General features: G+C 52.9%; 15 protein-coding genes and 5 tRNA genes. All 20 read right to left on the bottom strand.

Features of this window, described 5'->3' with window-relative positions; translation table 11 throughout:
* Positions 1-5: 5 nt before the first annotated feature.
* The gene (gene nadA, locus SP99_RS06405) at positions 6-1,049 is read right to left on the bottom strand and encodes a quinolinate synthase NadA (RefSeq protein ID WP_025757213.1); all 1,044 of its coding nucleotides are present in this window, start codon (positions 1,047-1,049) and stop codon (positions 6-8) included.
* A 191-nt stretch (positions 1,050-1,240) separates the two neighbouring features.
* Positions 1,241-1,316, bottom strand: a tRNA-Lys gene (locus tag SP99_RS06400).
* A gap of 31 nt (positions 1,317-1,347) precedes the next feature.
* Positions 1,348-1,423 (bottom strand) — tRNA-Lys (locus tag SP99_RS06395).
* 41 nt (positions 1,424-1,464) lie between these two features.
* Positions 1,465-1,540 (bottom strand) — tRNA-Lys (locus tag SP99_RS06390).
* Between the two features lie 3 nt (positions 1,541-1,543).
* A tRNA-Val gene (locus tag SP99_RS06385) sits at positions 1,544-1,619 on the bottom strand.
* A gap of 127 nt (positions 1,620-1,746) precedes the next feature.
* Positions 1,747-1,822: transfer RNA gene (locus SP99_RS06380), tRNA-Lys, on the bottom strand.
* A gap of 161 nt (positions 1,823-1,983) precedes the next feature.
* The gene (cpoB, locus tag SP99_RS06375) at positions 1,984-2,775 is read right to left on the bottom strand and encodes a cell division protein CpoB (RefSeq protein ID WP_047958043.1); all 792 of its coding nucleotides are present in this window, start codon (positions 2,773-2,775) and stop codon (positions 1,984-1,986) included.
* Between the two features lie 9 nt (positions 2,776-2,784).
* On the bottom strand, positions 2,785-3,306 hold the full coding sequence (gene pal, locus SP99_RS06370) for a peptidoglycan-associated lipoprotein Pal (protein WP_003858578.1): 522 nt from the start codon (positions 3,304-3,306) through the stop codon (positions 2,785-2,787).
* Positions 3,307-3,341: 35 nt separating this feature from the next.
* Positions 3,342-4,634 carry a Tol-Pal system beta propeller repeat protein TolB gene (gene tolB, locus SP99_RS06365; RefSeq protein ID WP_047958042.1) on the bottom strand — a complete coding sequence of 431 codons (1,293 nt, stop codon included), beginning with the start codon at positions 4,632-4,634 and terminating at the stop codon, positions 3,342-3,344.
* 130 nt (positions 4,635-4,764) lie between these two features.
* The gene (gene tolA / locus SP99_RS06360) at positions 4,765-6,051 is read right to left on the bottom strand and encodes a cell envelope integrity protein TolA (RefSeq protein ID WP_047958041.1); all 1,287 of its coding nucleotides are present in this window, start codon (positions 6,049-6,051) and stop codon (positions 4,765-4,767) included.
* Positions 6,052-6,079: 28 nt separating this feature from the next.
* On the bottom strand, positions 6,080-6,508 hold the full coding sequence (tolR, locus tag SP99_RS06355; RefSeq protein ID WP_003858589.1) for a colicin uptake protein TolR: 429 nt from the start codon (positions 6,506-6,508) through the stop codon (positions 6,080-6,082).
* Between the two features lie 3 nt (positions 6,509-6,511).
* Positions 6,512-7,204 carry a Tol-Pal system protein TolQ gene (gene tolQ, locus SP99_RS06350; protein WP_008501101.1) on the bottom strand — a complete coding sequence of 231 codons (693 nt, stop codon included), beginning with the start codon at positions 7,202-7,204 and terminating at the stop codon, positions 6,512-6,514.
* Positions 7,201-7,605 carry a tol-pal system-associated acyl-CoA thioesterase gene (gene ybgC / locus SP99_RS06345; protein ID WP_003858593.1) on the bottom strand — a complete coding sequence of 135 codons (405 nt, stop codon included), beginning with the start codon at positions 7,603-7,605 and terminating at the stop codon, positions 7,201-7,203. Before ybgC ends, tolQ begins: the two co-directional genes overlap by 4 nt.
* A gap of 148 nt (positions 7,606-7,753) precedes the next feature.
* Positions 7,754-8,044 (bottom strand): cyd operon protein YbgE, encoded by a 291-nt coding sequence (ybgE, locus tag SP99_RS06340; protein ID WP_014831116.1) that lies wholly within the window; start codon positions 8,042-8,044, stop codon positions 7,754-7,756.
* On the bottom strand, positions 8,044-8,157 hold the full coding sequence (gene cydX / locus SP99_RS23075) for a cytochrome bd-I oxidase subunit CydX (RefSeq protein ID WP_003858598.1): 114 nt from the start codon (positions 8,155-8,157) through the stop codon (positions 8,044-8,046). Before cydX ends, ybgE begins: the two co-directional genes overlap by 1 nt.
* 14 nt (positions 8,158-8,171) lie before the next feature.
* Positions 8,172-9,311, bottom strand: coding sequence for a cytochrome d ubiquinol oxidase subunit II (gene cydB / locus SP99_RS06335; RefSeq protein ID WP_045286160.1), 1,140 nt, complete (start codon positions 9,309-9,311; stop codon positions 8,172-8,174).
* Between the two features lie 15 nt (positions 9,312-9,326).
* Positions 9,327-10,895, bottom strand: coding sequence for a cytochrome ubiquinol oxidase subunit I (cydA, locus tag SP99_RS06330; RefSeq protein WP_047958040.1), 1,569 nt, complete (start codon positions 10,893-10,895; stop codon positions 9,327-9,329).
* Between the two features lie 732 nt (positions 10,896-11,627).
* Entirely contained in the window at positions 11,628-12,497 is an 870-nt protein-coding gene (sucD, locus tag SP99_RS06325) for a succinate--CoA ligase subunit alpha (RefSeq protein WP_008501094.1), read from the bottom strand.
* Complete coding sequence (gene sucC, locus SP99_RS06320; protein WP_006809579.1) at positions 12,497-13,663, bottom strand: ADP-forming succinate--CoA ligase subunit beta; 1,167 nt, start codon at positions 13,661-13,663, stop codon at positions 12,497-12,499. Before sucC ends, sucD begins: the two co-directional genes overlap by 1 nt.
* A gap of 117 nt (positions 13,664-13,780) precedes the next feature.
* The gene (odhB, locus tag SP99_RS06315) at positions 13,781-15,001 is read right to left on the bottom strand and encodes a 2-oxoglutarate dehydrogenase complex dihydrolipoyllysine-residue succinyltransferase (RefSeq protein ID WP_047958039.1); all 1,221 of its coding nucleotides are present in this window, start codon (positions 14,999-15,001) and stop codon (positions 13,781-13,783) included.
* Positions 15,002-15,004: the final 3 nt, after the last annotated feature.

Here is a 15,004-nt window from a genome sequence, read left to right as displayed (position 1 = left end):
TTGAATTAAGTACGTAGTGTAGCCGCAAAATCCAGCATGCGGTTAAGTGGAACTAACGCGCCTTCACGCAGGGCAGCATCCACATGGATTTCATGCGCCGCACCGCCGGTTTCTAACCCTTCGGCAATGGCTTTCAGACCGTTCATCGCCATCCACGGACAGTGCGCACAGCTGCGGCACGTTGCCCCCTCACCTGCCGTGGGGGCTTCAAGAAGCTCTTTCTCCGGCACGGCCTGCTGCATCTTATAAAAGATACCGCGATCGGTCGCCACAATAAGCTGCTTGTGAGGCAACGTCCTGGCCGCGTTGATAAGCTGGCTGGTGGAGCCCACGGCGTCCGCCATGTCGACAATTGACTGCGGTGATTCAGGGTGAACCAGAATGGCCGCGTCAGGATAAAGCGCCTTCATGCGCGCCAGCGCCTGGGTCTTGAACTCGTCGTGCACAATGCAGGCGCCCTGCCAGCAGAGGACGTCTGCCCCCGTCTGCTTCTGGACATAATTGCCGAGATGGCGGTCAGGTGCCCAGATAATTTTCTCACCCAGGCTATCCAGGTGTTCGATCAGTTCAACGGCGATACTCGATGTGACCACCCAGTCAGCGCGCGCTTTTACCGCCGCGGAAGTGTTGGCGTACACCACAACCGTACGGTCAGGGTGGGCGTCACAGAAAGCGCTAAATTCATCAATGGGGCAGCCGAGGTCCAGTGAACACTCCGCATTAAGCGTAGGCATCAGAATGGTTTTTTCAGGGCTGAGGATCTTTGCCGTTTCGCCCATAAAACGCACCCCTGCGACCAGCAGCGTGGAGGCTGGATGCCGTGCACCGAAGCGCGCCATCTCCAGTGAGTCAGAAATACAGCCTCCTGTCTCTTCCGCCAGTTGCTGGATTTCCGGATCGGTATAGTAATGCGCCACCATCACCGCATCTCGCTCTTTGAGAAGACGCTTGATTTTCTCTCGGTAGAACTGCTTTTCATCCACGCTTAGCGGGACAGGCTTTGGCGGAAACGGATAGATTGCGGCTTCAGGATCAAACATCACGCTCATTATGGCTTCTCGTTTTACTGGCTTAACAATATTGCCTTTCTTTTGCCTGACATAGCAAAACGCATGGCAATTGTGTTTTGTATACTAAACAAGATAGCGAATCTGAAGTGAAAAGTCACCGGGAATAGATATGCGGAGCATTTGTTGCATCGCAGATAGCAAAAAAGCGCCTTTAGGGCGCTTTTTAACATTGGTGGGTCGTGCAGGATTCGAACCTGCGACCAATTGATTAAAAGTCAACTGCTCTACCAACTGAGCTAACGACCCCTTGCGGGATGTACTTCAAATTTATTCAGGCTGGTGGGTCGTGCAGGATTCGAACCTGCGACCAATTGATTAAAAGTCAACTGCTCTACCAACTGAGCTAACGACCCATCTGGGTATTGCCTGAATTATCACTCGGAACCAATTAAATTGGTGGGTCGTGCAGGATTCGAACCTGCGACCAATTGATTAAAAGTCAACTGCTCTACCAACTGAGCTAACGACCCGAGTGGTGGGTGATGACGGGCTCGAACCGCCGACCCCCTCCGTGTAAAGGAGATGCTCTACCAACTGAGCTAATCACCCACTCTGTACTGCTGATAATGCGTTAAGTGGTGGGTTGTGCAGGATGACTCGGCTTCGCCTCGCCCTACGGGCCGTTGCTGACGCAACGTTATCCTTCACGTTTTACTACTACTTCCACCTGACTTAGTGGTGGGTCGTGCAGGATTCGAACCTGCGACCAATTGATTAAAAGTCAACTGCTCTACCAACTGAGCTAACGACCCACTTTTACGCTGTTTTCACGTTGTTTGATATCCCGTGGCAACGGCGGCATATATTACTGATTTAAGAATTCAGCGCAACAAAAATTTCGATGAAGATCACTTAACTGCTTAGTAATCATGCGGCACGACCAGAAATAACGCGATTTCTGGTCATGCGGTAATCATCCCATCGAATTCAGACGTTTTTGCGCCTGCTTAGCACCTTCGGTGCCCGGGAATTTTGCAACCACCTGCTGATAAACCGCTTTGGCCTTCGCAGTGTCGCCTTTGTCCTGCATGATAACGCCCACTTTGTACATCGCATCAGGCGCTTTTGGCGATTTCGGATAGTTTTTCACCACTGAGGCAAAATAAAACGCCGCATCGTCCTTTTTACCCTTGTTGTAATTCAACTGACCAAGCCAGTAATTCGCATTCGGCTGATAAGTGGAATCAGGGTATTTCTTAACGAAGTTCTGAAACGCAACAAGCGCGTCATCCTGACGAGATTGATCCTGCACCAAGGCAATGGCCGCGTTGTAATCGGTATTTGCATCACCGCTCTGTACAGGCGCGCCTGTTGAAGCAGATGCATCCGCTGCCGGCGCAGAGGTTACCGCCCCGCTCTGATCGCCCGCGGCTGGCTGTGCTTGCGCTGCACCACCGCTGCTCAGGCTATCTATTTGCAACAAGATTTGCTTCTGACGTTCCACAACCTGGTTAAGCTGATACTGGCTTTCCTGAATCTGTCCGCGGAGAGAGTCAATATCGTTTTGGTTATCAGAAAGTTGTTGCTGGAGTTGGGTTAAAAGCTGGCTGTGAGCGTTTGAAATACGCTCGAGTTGAGTGACCCGATCTTCTACCGAGCCTGAGCCGACACTACTGATTGGTGCCTGAGCAAAAGCGGCCCAGGGGGCCGCTATTCCAACCAGTAACGACAGACTCAACAGTTGATGTCTGAAGTTACTGCTCATGCAATTCTCTTAGTAAACCAGTACGGCACGACGGTTTTTGGAGTAAGCCGCTTCGTCGTGACCCAGTACTGCAGGTTTTTCTTTACCGTAAGAAACGATGGAGATCTGGTCAGCAGAAACGCCTTTACCCTGCAGGTACATTTTAACAGCGTTAGCACGACGTTCACCCAGGGAGATGTTGTACTCTGGAGTACCACGTTCGTCCGCGTGACCTTCTACGGTGACTTTGTAAGATGGGTTGCTACGCAGGAAGTTAGCGTGAGCATCCAGCATCGCAGCGAAGTCAGAACGGATGTCGTATTTATCCAGATCGAAGTAAACGATGTTGTTCTGCTGCAGCTGCTGCATCTGAAGACGCGCTTGCTCTTCAGAAGACATGTTGCCATTGCCGTTCGCGTCCATACCGGTGCCGGCACCCATCATGCCTTCGCCGCTCTGGTCATTGCTGGCGTTCTTGTTAGAAGAACACGCTGCGATTGCCATTACAGGCAGAGCGATCATCAGCCCCTTCAGCACTTTGTTCAGTTGCATTTCTATGATTCCTTTAGTAATCAATTAATTATTATTTACAGATACGGCGACCAGGCAGGTGATTTTACCTGTCCATCAGTTGCCGGAATACGCGCTTTGAAACGCCCATCTGTAGAAACCAGATTCAGCACAGATCCCATCCCCTGAGAAGAGCTGTAGATTACCATAGTGCCGTTAGGTGCCAGACTTGGCGTTTCATCCAGGAACGTTGACGACAGAACTTGCACGCCACCCGCTACCAGATCTTGTTTGGCAATGTGTTGCTGCCCACCGTTGGAGCTTACCATTACCATAAATTTACCGTCGCTGCTCACGTCTGAGTTCTGGTTCTGAGAACCTTCCCAGGTAATACGCTGCGGAGCACCGCCGTTAATATTTACTTTGTAGATTTGTGGACGGCCAGCCTGGTCAGAGGTAAACGCCAGGTTTTGACTGTCCGGGAACCATGAAGGTTCAGTGTTGTTGCTGCGACCGTCGGTGACCTGACGGATCTGGCCAGAGCCAATGTCCATTACGTACAGGTTCAGGCTACCGGTTTTAGACAGCGCAAAGGCCAGTTTAGACCCGTCCGGAGAGAACGACGGCGCACCGTTGTGGCGAGGGAACGACGCCACCTGACGAACAGCACCGTTAGCCAGCGTCTGGATAACCAGCGCAGAACGGCCGCTTTCGAAGGTGACATAGGCCAGTTTGGAGCCGTCCGGAGACCAGGCTGGTGACATCAGAGGCTGGGAAGAACGCTTCACCAGGAACTGGTTGTAACCATCGTAGTCAGATACGCGCAGCTCATACGGGAACTGACCACCGTTGGTCTGTACCACGTAAGCAATACGGGTACGGAACGCACCTTTAATGCCGGTCAGTTTTTCGAATACCGCATCGCTGGCTGCGTGTGCCGCATAGCGCAGGTACTGTTTAGTGACTTTATAAGAGTTCTGTGCCAGAACGGTACCTGGCGCACCGCCGGTATCCACCAGCTGCCAGGCCACATTGTAAGAGCCGTCCGGGTTAGGGGTAACCTGACCCACAACCACGGCATCAATACCGAGTGCAGACCATGCCGCAGGCTGAACTTCCTGCGCGCTACCCGGCTGCTGAGGCAGACGAGAACGATCTAACGGGTTAAATTTACCGCTGTTACGCAGGTCAGCCGCCACAATGCCACCGGCATCTTCAGGTGCAGCGCCAGAACCGGCCCACTGGAACGGAACAACACCGATTGGGCGTGCCGAGTCCACCCCCTGGGTGATCTCGATACGTACTTCTGCGTGCAGTACAGCTGCCCACAGCATTAAAAAACTAAATGCTACACGTAATGCCTGCTTCATCATATCTCCCTTATCCGGGTAACCTTACCCACGATAATTTAGCAGAATGTTAACAAACCCAAATAGACAAAACTACTAAACCCTGGTTACGACAATAGACTGTTTTTCATACTTCCGTAAGGAGAGTCGATTACAGCTTAAAGTCCAGTTTGGCATCTTTTATCTTTTCATAAACAGCCTCACTAGGCGGTTTAGGAATGTTCGCCGATCTTGCTGCGGCCAATGCTGCCTGACAAAGCGCAGGATCGCCCCCTTCAGACGTCACATTTTTCAACCGGCCGTCTGGCGCAAGGTTGATATGCAGCACGCACTGTTTGCCCTGGTAAAGGCCTGCATCAAACAGACGACTCTGAATAGCCACCTGAATCTGCTTAGCGTAAGCGCTGATATCTGCCCCCGTAGCACCGCCGTTGGCACCCGAAGTACCGCTGTCTTTAGACGGCTGACCACTCCCTTTCGCCCCGCCGCCTGTTTTCGGCGCATTCTTACCAGAACTGAGATCGCCCAGCAGATCGTCAACGCCCGCAGCGGCAGCGGCTTTCTCCGCAGCAGCGGCCTTTTTCGCAGCCGCTTTTTCAGCCGCCGCTTTCTTATCGGCAGCGGCCTTCTCAGCTGCAGCTTTTTTGTCGGCAGCAGCCTTCTCTGCGGCCGCTTTCTTCTCCGCAGCCGCTTTTTCAGCAGCGGCAGCTTTTTCTGCTGCTGCTTTCTCGGCTGCAGCCGCTTTCTTCGCGGCTTCGGCAGCAGCTTTCTTCTCTGCTTCCTGAGCGGCTTTTTTCGCGGCTTCTGCTTCTGCTTTCTTCTGGGCATCAGCAGCGGCTTTTTTCGCAGCTTCTGCTTCTGCTTTCTTCTGGGCATCAGCAGCGGCTTTCTTCGCGGCTTCCGCTTCGGCTTTCTTCTGGGCATCAGCAGCGGCTTTCTTCGCCGCTTCTGCCGCTAATTTTGCCTGGGCATCAGCCTGCGCTTTTGCATCCGCTGCGGCTTTCGCTGCCGCCTCTTCCGCCTGCTTTTGCTGTTCCTGGGCTTTCTTCGCGGCCTCTTCAGCTTGCTTCTGCTGTTGTGCCTGCTCTTTCGCCGCTTCCTGCGCCTGCAAACGTTCTTTCTCAAGCTGCTTCAGACGCTCCTGCTCAGCGGCCTGCTTTTCACGCAGTTCTTCCGCTTGCTGTTGCGCCTGTTTTTCACGCTGCTCTTCAGCCCGTTTTGCACTCGCCTGCTGCTGTTGCTGACGATTATAGTTCTGCACGACCGCACTGGGATCCACCATTACGGCGTCAATGGAAGAACCGCCACCGCCGCCTGATGCATCAATATGCTCGTCGAACGAACTCCAGATCAGCCCTGCAAAGAGAATCACATGCAGCACTGCGGAGACGATTATCGCTCGCTTAAGCTTGTCGTTCTGTTCGGTTGCCTTTGACACTATCGGTTCCCAAAAACTACGCGGATGATCAAATAGGCTGAGTCATTAAGCCAACTGACTTAACACCCGCACTATGTAGCAAGTTCAGCGCTTTAATAATTTCATCGTAGGGTACGTCTTTCGCGCCACCGATTAAGAAGACCGTTTTCGGATTTGACTCCAGGCGACGCTGCGCTTCAGCAATGACCTGTTCAGGTGGAAGCTGATCCATACGATCTTTTTCAACCACGACGCTATATTGCCCTACGCCGGAAACCTCAATGATAACCGGAGGATCGTCATTGGTGCTTACCGCCTGTGATTCTGTCGCATCCGGCAGATCCACTTCCACGCTCTGGGTAATGATTGGCGCTGTCGCCATGAAGATCAGCAGCAGTACCAACAGAACGTCCAGCAGTGGAACGATATTGATTTCGGACTTGAGCTCGCGACGACCTCGTCCACGCGATCTGGCCATGGTTTACCCCTTGTTGCTCTCGGTGCTGGTAAACGCCTGACGGTGCAGAATCGCAGTGAACTCTTCCATAAAGTTGTCGTAGTTCAATTCCAGTTTGTTCACGCGCTGGTTCAGACGGTTGTAAGCCATAACCGCCGGGATTGCCGCAAACAGACCGATAGCGGTCGCAATCAGTGCTTCTGCAATACCCGGGGCAACCATCTGCAGCGTCGCCTGCTTCACCGCGCCCAGCGCGATAAAGGCGTGCATGATGCCCCACACCGTACCAAACAGGCCGATATACGGGCTGATGGAACCGACAGTACCAAGGAAAGGAATGTGGGTTTCAAGGTTTTCCAGCTCACGGTTCATTGAGATACGCATGGCACGCGAGGCCCCTTCCACGACCGCTTCCGGCGCATGATTATTTGCGCGGTGCAGACGGGCGAACTCTTTGAAGCCGCTATAAAAAATTTGCTCGGAGCCGGTCAGGTTTTCACGGCGTCCCTGGCTTTCCTGATACAGACGAGAAAGCTCAATGCCCGACCAGAACTTATCTTCAAACGCTTCTGCTTCACGGCCAGCAGCATTGAGGATACGCGTTCTCTGGATGATGATGGCCCAGGATGCGATTGAAAAACCAATCAAAATCAACATGATAAGTTTAACCAGAAGGCTTGCCTTCAGGAACAAATCAAGGATATTCATGTCAGTCACTGCTTAAACTCCGCGACAATAGACTTAGGAAGCGCACGAGGCTTCATTATGGTTGGATCAACACAAACAATCAGTACTTCAGCTGAGTTCAGTACGGTGTTCTCTGCGTTGACTATCCGCTGCGTGAAAACCAGTGAGGTCCCGCGCATTGATGTAATTTCAGTTTGGACTTCGAGCATATCGTCGAGTCTGGCAGGCGCAAAATACTCAAGCGTCATCTTGCGTACCACGAAGGCAACTCGCTCAGCCAACAGCACCTGTTGACTAAAGTGATGATGGCGCAGCATCTCTGTGCGTGCCCGTTCATAAAAAGCAACGTAGCTGGCGTGGTAAACCACACCACCGGCATCGGTATCTTCGTAATAGACACGAACCGGCCATCGAAACAGCGTTGTATTCACTTTACATCCCAGTAATGCAACAAAAGTTAGAGCTTTTAAACTTCGCTACTATACGCGCGGGAAAGATGGTTTGGAATGGGAGAAAGTAAACGGAGAGTAAATTTTTATGGGCTCGGGTAAGCCCATAACGTTAACGGACATTTCTTATTCAGAAGAAGAAGAAAATCAAACCTGCGAGAAGCACCAGATCGGCAATGAGGGGGCAAAAAATCCCCTGCCAGTGAATGGCTTTCGGGCGAAAGCCCACGCCGTGGATCACACCTGCGCACACCGCCCACATAATGAGGAAGCCGTGCCAGATTTCCAGCTCGCTGGTTTTCGCTGCAAAGCGCGAAGGGTCCCAGAAGATACAACCTGCCAGCAGTAATGCCATCACTAAAGAAAGCGCCCGTAACGGGCGCTTATCCATTACCGCGTAAAGTGTCGCGATAATATTCATCAGTGTTTTTCTTCACCTGCTTTGGTCGCTTCAACGTGCTCAAGCGCCAGGGCAGTGATGACACCAAAAGCACAGGCAAGAAGCGTCCCTAAAATCCATGCGAAGTACCACATATTCAGCTCCTTACTTAGTACATAGAGTGGGTGTTGCTTTCGATATGCTCTTTAGTAATACGTCCGAACATTTTCCAGTAACACCAGATGGTGTAGGCCAAAACAATCGGAACGAACACGCAAGCAACATAAGTCATCAGGTTCAGCGTCATATGGCTGGAGGTTGCATCCCACATGGTCAGGCTAGCATTCAGCATGGTGCTGGATGGCATGACGAATGGGAACATGGCAATACCCGCAGTCAGGATAATGCACGCCAGCGTCAGTGAAGAGAACACGAACGCCAGGGCGCCTTTCTCCAGGCGAGACGTCAGCACGGTCAGCAGCGGCAGCAACACACCCAGTGCAGGGATAACCCACAGAACAGGCGTATTGTTGAAGTTCACCAGCCATGCACCTGCCTGACGCGCGACTTCTTTAGTCAGCGGGTTAGACGGCGCTGCGTGGTTGATAGCGGACGTCACCACATAGCCATCAATGCCGTACACCACCCACACACCGGCCAGCGCGAAGCAGACCAGCGTAACCAGCGCGGCAACCTGAGCTGTTGCGCGAGAACGCAGGTGCAGTTCACCCACGGTACGCATCTGCAGGTAAGTTGCGCCCTGAGTGATGATCATCGCCACGCTCACGATACCTGCCAGCAGACCAAACGGATTCAGCAGCTGGAAGAAGTTACCGGTGTAGTAAAGACGCATGTACTCGTCCATGTGGAACGGTACGCCCTGCAGCAGGTTACCAAAGGCCACGCCAATCACCAGCGGCGGAACGAAGCTACCGATAAAAATGCCCCAGTCCCACAGGTTACGCCAGCGGGTATCTTCAATCTTGGAACGGTAGTCGAAACCGACCGGACGGAAGAATAAAGAGGCCAGCACCAGAATCATCGCCACATAGAAACCGGAGAACGCAGCCGCGTAGACCATCGGCCAGGCAGCGAACAGCGCGCCGCCAGCGGTGATCAGCCACACCTGGTTACCGTCCCAGTGCGGGGCGATGGAGTTGATCATGATTCGACGCTCGGTGTCATTACGACCGAGGAAACGGGTGAGCATCCCCACCCCCATGTCGAAACCATCCGTGACGGCAAAACCGATCAGCAGAACGCCGACCAACAGCCACCAGATAAAACGTAATACTTCATAATCGATCATTTGATGACTCCTGTCTTAGCGTGCCGGCTGAGTAGTCGCAGTGGACTGCTCGTAGTGATAGCGACCGGTTTTCAGGCTGCTCGGGCCAAGGCGCGCGAACTTGAACATCAGGAACAGTTCAGCCACCAGGAACAGGGTGTACAGACCACAAATCAGCAGCATGGAGAAGATCAGGTCGCCCGCTGTCAGGGAAGAGTTCGCCACTGCCGTTGGCAGTACCTCACCAATCGCCCATGGCTGACGGCCATACTCCGCAACAAACCAGCCAGATTCAATCGCGATCCACGGCAGTGGAATACCGTACAGCGCGGTACGCAGCAGCCATTTTTTCTCGCCGATGCGGTTACGAATCACGGACCAGAAGGACGCCGCAATGATCAGCAGCATGATGACGCCGCAGCCCACCATGATACGGAACGCAAAGTACAGCGGTGCAACACGCGGAATGGAGTCTTTGGTTGCCATCTGGATCTGCGCTTCCGTCGCATCGGAAACGTTCGGGGTATAACGTTTCAGGAGCAGACCGTAACCGAGATCTTTCTTCACGGAATTGAACTGGTCACGAACAGCCTGGTCTGTCGAGCCGGCACGCAGCTGTTCCAGCAGCGAGTAGGCTTTCATACCATTACGGATACGCTCTTCATGCTGAACCATCAGCTCTTTCAGACCCGTCACCTGCTTATCAACAGAACGGGTTGCGATGATACCCAGCGCGTAAGGGATCTGAATCGCGAAGCGGTTTTCCTGCGCATCCTGATCGGGGATACCGAACAGCGTAAAGGCAGCAGGTGCCGGTTGCGTTTCCCATTCGGCTTCAATTGCGGCCAGTTTGGTTTTCTGCACGTCACCCATTTCGTAACCGGATTCATCACCCAGAACGATAACAGAGAGGATGGCAGCCATACCGAAGCTTGCAGCGATAGCAAAGGAGCGCTTAGCAAAGGCGAAGTCACGACCACGCAGCATGTAATAAGAGCTGATGCCCAGCACAAACATCGCGCCGCACACATAGCCAGAAGCCACGGTGTGGACGAATTTAACCTGTGCTACCGGGTTCAGGACCAGCTCGGCAAAGCTGACCATCTCCATACGCATGGTTTCGAAGTTGAAATCAGACGCGATAGGGTTCTGCATCCAGCCGTTCGCGACCAGGATCCACAGCGCGGACAGGTTCGAACCTAATGCCACCAGCCAGGTTACCGCCATATGCTGGACTTTACCCAGACGGTCCCAACCGAAGAAGAACAGACCTACAAAGGTGGATTCGAGGAAGAAGGCCATCAGACCTTCAATGGCCAGCGGCGCACCGAAGATATCCCCTACATAGTGAGAATAGTAAGACCAGTTAGTCCCGAACTGGAACTCCATGGTCAGACCGGTTGCCACGCCCAGCGCAAAGTTGATACCAAACAACTTGCCCCAGAACTTGGTCATATCTTTATAAATCTGTTTGCCGGAGAGAACGTATACCGTTTCCATGATGGCCAGCAGGAACGCCATACCGAGCGTCAGTGGCACAAACAGGAAGTGGTACATCGCGGTCAAGGCAAACTGTAAGCGCGACAGTTCGACTATATCTAACATCATGACTCCTTGCTCATCGCATGAAGACTCCGAGAGTGAACCCCGTCAGAACGAGACCCACACGCATGCCCCAATACAAATTATTCGCATCCTTGTCGTCGTTATTACCCTGAGGGAGGATAAAAACGATGACGTGAGGTTACGAATACGTTAATAAAAAACTCAAATTGATCCCGTAAATATAATACGCTGCAAAACCCTTACAATAAACAGGTTTTTATTGAATCATATTTACGTTTTTCGACGGCGATCAATTTATAGCAAAATTACCACTTTTCGGCCATTTTGATCGGGAACAATTTAGCGCTTTTCGGCGCCTTTTTCCAAGGATTAAACATTGATTTAAATCAAAAACAATTCTATGTGTTAATTGTGTTTTGATGTGGTGAACATGGTAAAAACCATGTTAAAGATATGTATATGAAATACAATTAAGGTTATCGAATCAACGGATGAATATAAACAGAAGTGATTTTTATTAACTTAGTAATGCTTAATGACTGATTTATTCAGGACATAAATTTTAGTACGTTTTTTGTTTTTTTCCATCTGCTCTCTTAAGGCAAATAAATAACAATTATTTTACTTTTACATCCTCTCTAATTAACACCCAGTTGTGACTATTGCATGACGCCCGGCAGGCAATAAAAAAGGCCGCTTTACAGCGGCCAACCATGTCGAAACGGACATTTTTTATACTGCAACGCCCCCCTTCCGGGGAGCAGAGAGGACTTACTTAATGATGGATTTCAGTGCTTCGCCGATATCCGCCAGGCTGCGAACGGTTTTCACGCCTGCGGCTTCCAGCGCGGCAAATTTCTCATCAGCCGTACCTTTACCACCGGCGATGATTGCGCCTGCGTGACCCATACGTTTACCTTTCGGTGCAGTCACGCCCGCGATGTAGCCGACAACAGGCTTGGTCACGTGTTCTTTGATGTAGGCCGCCGCTTCTTCTTCCGCGCTACCACCGATCTCACCGATCATGACGATCGCTTCGGTCTGTGGATCTTCCTGGAACAGCTTCAGGATGTCGATGAAGTTAGAGCCCGGGATTGGGTCACCGCCGATGCCCACACAGGTGGACTGGCCGAAGCCGTAATCGGTCGTCTGCTTAACCGCTTCATAGGTCAGGGTACCGGAACGGGAAACGATACCCACTTTGCCCGGCTTATGAATGTGGCCCGGCATGATGCCGATTTTGCATTCGCCCGGGGTGATAACGCCTGGGCAGTTCGGGCCGATCATGCGCACGCCCGCTTCGTCCAGCTTCACTTTCACGGTCAGCATATCCAGCGTCGGGATGCCTTCAGTAATGGTGATAATAAGCTTAATGCCTGCATCGATGGCTTCCAGAATAGAGTCTTTGCAGAACGGAGCCGGAACGTAGATCACGGTCGCGGTGGCGCCCGTCGCTTCTACAGCTTCACGCACGGTGTTGAACACCGGCAGACCCAGGTGCGTGGTGCCGCCTTTACCTGGCGTTACGCCGCCAACCATCTGCGTACCGTAGGCAATCGCCTGTTCAGAGTGGAAAGTCCCCTGGCTACCGGTGAAGCCCTGGCAGATAACCTTGGTATCTTTATTAATTAAAACTGACATTATTTCCCCTCCACTGCGGCAACAACCTGCTGAGCTGCATCCGTCAGACTTTTCGCTGCAATAATATTCAGGCCGCTGTCAGCCAGTTTTTTCGCGCCGAGTTCAGCGTTGTTACCTTCCAGACGTACAACAACCGGAACGTTAACGCCCACTTCTTCTACCGCACCGATAATACCGTCAGCGATCAGGTCGCAACGTACGATGCCGCCGAAGATGTTAACCAGAACGGCCTTCACATTGTCGTCGGAGAGAATGATTTTGAACGCTTCGGTTACGCGCTCTTTGGTTGCGCCACCGCCTACGTCGAGGAAGTTTGCTGGCTCGCCGCCGTGCAGCTTAACGATGTCCATGGTGCCCATTGCCAGGCCCGCACCGTTAACCATGCAGCCGATGTTGCCATCCAGCGCCACGTAGTTCAGCTCCCACTGTGCAGCTTGCGCTTCACGTGGATCTTCCTGAGACTGGTCACGCATTTCACGCAGATCCGGCTGGCGGAACAGGGCGTTACCGTCAGCGCCCAGTTTGCCGTCGAGGCAGATCAGATCGCCCTGAGTGGTGATCACCAGCGGGTTGATCTCGATCAGCGCCAGGTCGCGCTCCAGGAAGATCGTCGCCAGACCCATGAAGATCTTGGTGAACTGCTGAACCAGTTTGCCTTCCAGACCCAGTTTGAACGCCAGCTCACGACCCTGGTAAGGCATTGGACCTGCCAGCGGATCGATAGCCACTTTGTGGATCAGGTGTGGGGTCTCTTCCGCCACTTTTTCGATTTCCACGCCGCCTTCAGTAGACGCCATGAACACCACGCGACGGGAGCTACGGTCAACCACCGCGCCCAGGTACAGCTCTTTCGCGATATCAGTCGCCGCTTCAACCAGGATCTGGTTAACCGGCTGGCCGTTCGCGTCTGTCTGGTAGGTCACCAGACGCTTGCCGAGCCAATGTTCAGCAAACGCACGAATCTCTTCTTTGCTCTTAACAACCTTCACACCGCCCGCTTTACCACGGCCACCAGCGTGAACCTGACACTTAACTACCCACGGGCCGGAACCGATTTTAGATGCGGCTTCTTCTGCTTCACGCGGGGTAGTACAGGCATAACCCACCGGAGCCGGTAAGCCATACCGGGCAAACAGCTGTTTGGCCTGATATTCATGTAAGTTCATGTGTTCTATCCATCCTTCAGGGTAATCGTTATCTTCAAACCTGTAGACCGGCGCGGTCTGTGTGCCGGATGGCGCTACGCTTATCCGGCCTACAGGGCAGGTGATGCTAAATGGTTACTAGACGTCCAGCAGCAGACGCGTTGGATCTTCCAGCAGCTCTTTAATGGCGACCAGGAAGCCCACGGATTCGCGGCCGTCGATCAGGCGGTGGTCGTAAGAGAGCGCCAGGTACATCATTGGCAGGATCTCCACTTTACCGTCTACCGCCATAGGACGATCTTTAATGGCATGCATACCCAGAATCGCGCTCTGTGGCGGGTTGATGATTGGGGTAGACATCAGTGAACCGAATACACCGCCGTTGGTAATGGTGAAGTTACCGCCGGTCAGGTCTTCTACGGTCAGCTTGCCGTCGCGGCCTTTCACAGCCAGCTCTTTGATATTTTTCTCAATGTCAGCCATACCCAGGGTATCAACATCACGCAGGACCGGAGTCACCAGGCCACGTGGGGTCGAAACCGCCATGCTGACGTCGAAGTAGTTGTGGTAAACCACGTCATCGCCATCGATGGACGCATTCACTTCCGGGTAGCGTTTCAGCGCTTCAACCACCGCTTTCACGTAGAAGGACATAAAGCCCAGACGGATACCGTGACGTTTTTCGAAGGCGTCACCGTACTGCTTACGCAGGTCCATGATTGGCTTCATGTTCACTTCGTTGAAGGTGGTCAGCATCGCCGTGGAATTTTTCGCTTCCAGCAGACGCTCAGCCACACGCTTACGCAGGCGAGTCATAGGGACACGTTTTTCGCTGCGCGCGCCCAGAGCAGGCTGGGCTGCAGGGGCTGCCGCTGGCGCTTTCGCTTCTGCCTGAGCAGGCGCTTTCGCCAGGTGTTTGTCGATGTCTTCGCGGGTCAGACGACCGCCCACACCAGTGCCTTTGATGGCTGCCGGGTCAAGGCTGTGTTCAGCCAGCAGGCGACGGATCGCCGGGCTGAGCGCGTCGTTAGACTGTTCTTCCAGAGAAGCCTGCTGGCGCTGAGCCGGGGTAGAGGCTTTCTCTTCAGATTTCGCGCTGGACTCTTTGCCCGCGCTGTTGCCTTCACGCAGGCGACCCAGGATCTGACGAGAGGTGACGGTGGTACCTTCATCTTCCAGCACTGCGTCCAGAACGCCATCCGCCGAAGCCGGTACTTCCAGTACCACTTTGTCAGTTTCGATTTCTACCAGCACTTCATCACGCTTAACGGCATCGCCTGGTTTTTTGTGCCAGGTAGCGACGGTCGCATCTGCTACAGATTCAGGCAGGTCGGGAACAAGAATATCTACGCTACTCATTAT

This window comes from Enterobacter sp. BIDMC92 (assembly GCF_001030225.1).
GTDB classification, from domain to species: domain Bacteria; phylum Pseudomonadota; class Gammaproteobacteria; order Enterobacterales; family Enterobacteriaceae; genus Enterobacter; species Enterobacter sichuanensis.
This window is presented reverse-complemented; position numbering and strand designations above follow the sequence as displayed.

Coding starts and splice junctions, on each gene's coding strand:
- nadA (WP_025757213.1), bottom strand. CDS start 1,049: ATGAGCGTGATGTTTGATCCTGAAGCCGCAATCTATCCGTTTCCGCCA.
- cpoB (WP_047958043.1), bottom strand. CDS start 2,775: ATGAGCAGTAACTTCAGACATCAACTGTTGAGTCTGTCGTTACTGGTT.
- pal (WP_003858578.1), bottom strand. CDS start 3,306: ATGCAACTGAACAAAGTGCTGAAGGGGCTGATGATCGCTCTGCCTGTA.
- tolB (WP_047958042.1), bottom strand. CDS start 4,634: ATGAAGCAGGCATTACGTGTAGCATTTAGTTTTTTAATGCTGTGGGCA.
- tolR (WP_003858589.1), bottom strand. CDS start 6,508: ATGGCCAGATCGCGTGGACGAGGTCGTCGCGAGCTCAAGTCCGAAATC.
- ybgE (WP_014831116.1), bottom strand. CDS start 8,044: ATGAATATTATCGCGACACTTTACGCGGTAATGGATAAGCGCCCGTTA.
- cydX (WP_003858598.1), bottom strand. CDS start 8,157: ATGTGGTACTTCGCATGGATTTTAGGGACGCTTCTTGCCTGTGCTTTT.
- cydB (WP_045286160.1), bottom strand. CDS start 9,311: ATGATCGATTATGAAGTATTACGTTTTATCTGGTGGCTGTTGGTCGGC.
- cydA (WP_047958040.1), bottom strand. CDS start 10,895: ATGTTAGATATAGTCGAACTGTCGCGCTTACAGTTTGCCTTGACCGCG.
- sucD (WP_008501094.1), bottom strand. CDS start 12,497: ATGTCAGTTTTAATTAATAAAGATACCAAGGTTATCTGCCAGGGCTTC.
- sucC (WP_006809579.1), bottom strand. CDS start 13,663: ATGAACTTACATGAATATCAGGCCAAACAGCTGTTTGCCCGGTATGGC.
- odhB (WP_047958039.1), bottom strand. CDS start 15,001: ATGAGTAGCGTAGATATTCTTGTTCCCGACCTGCCTGAATCTGTAGCA.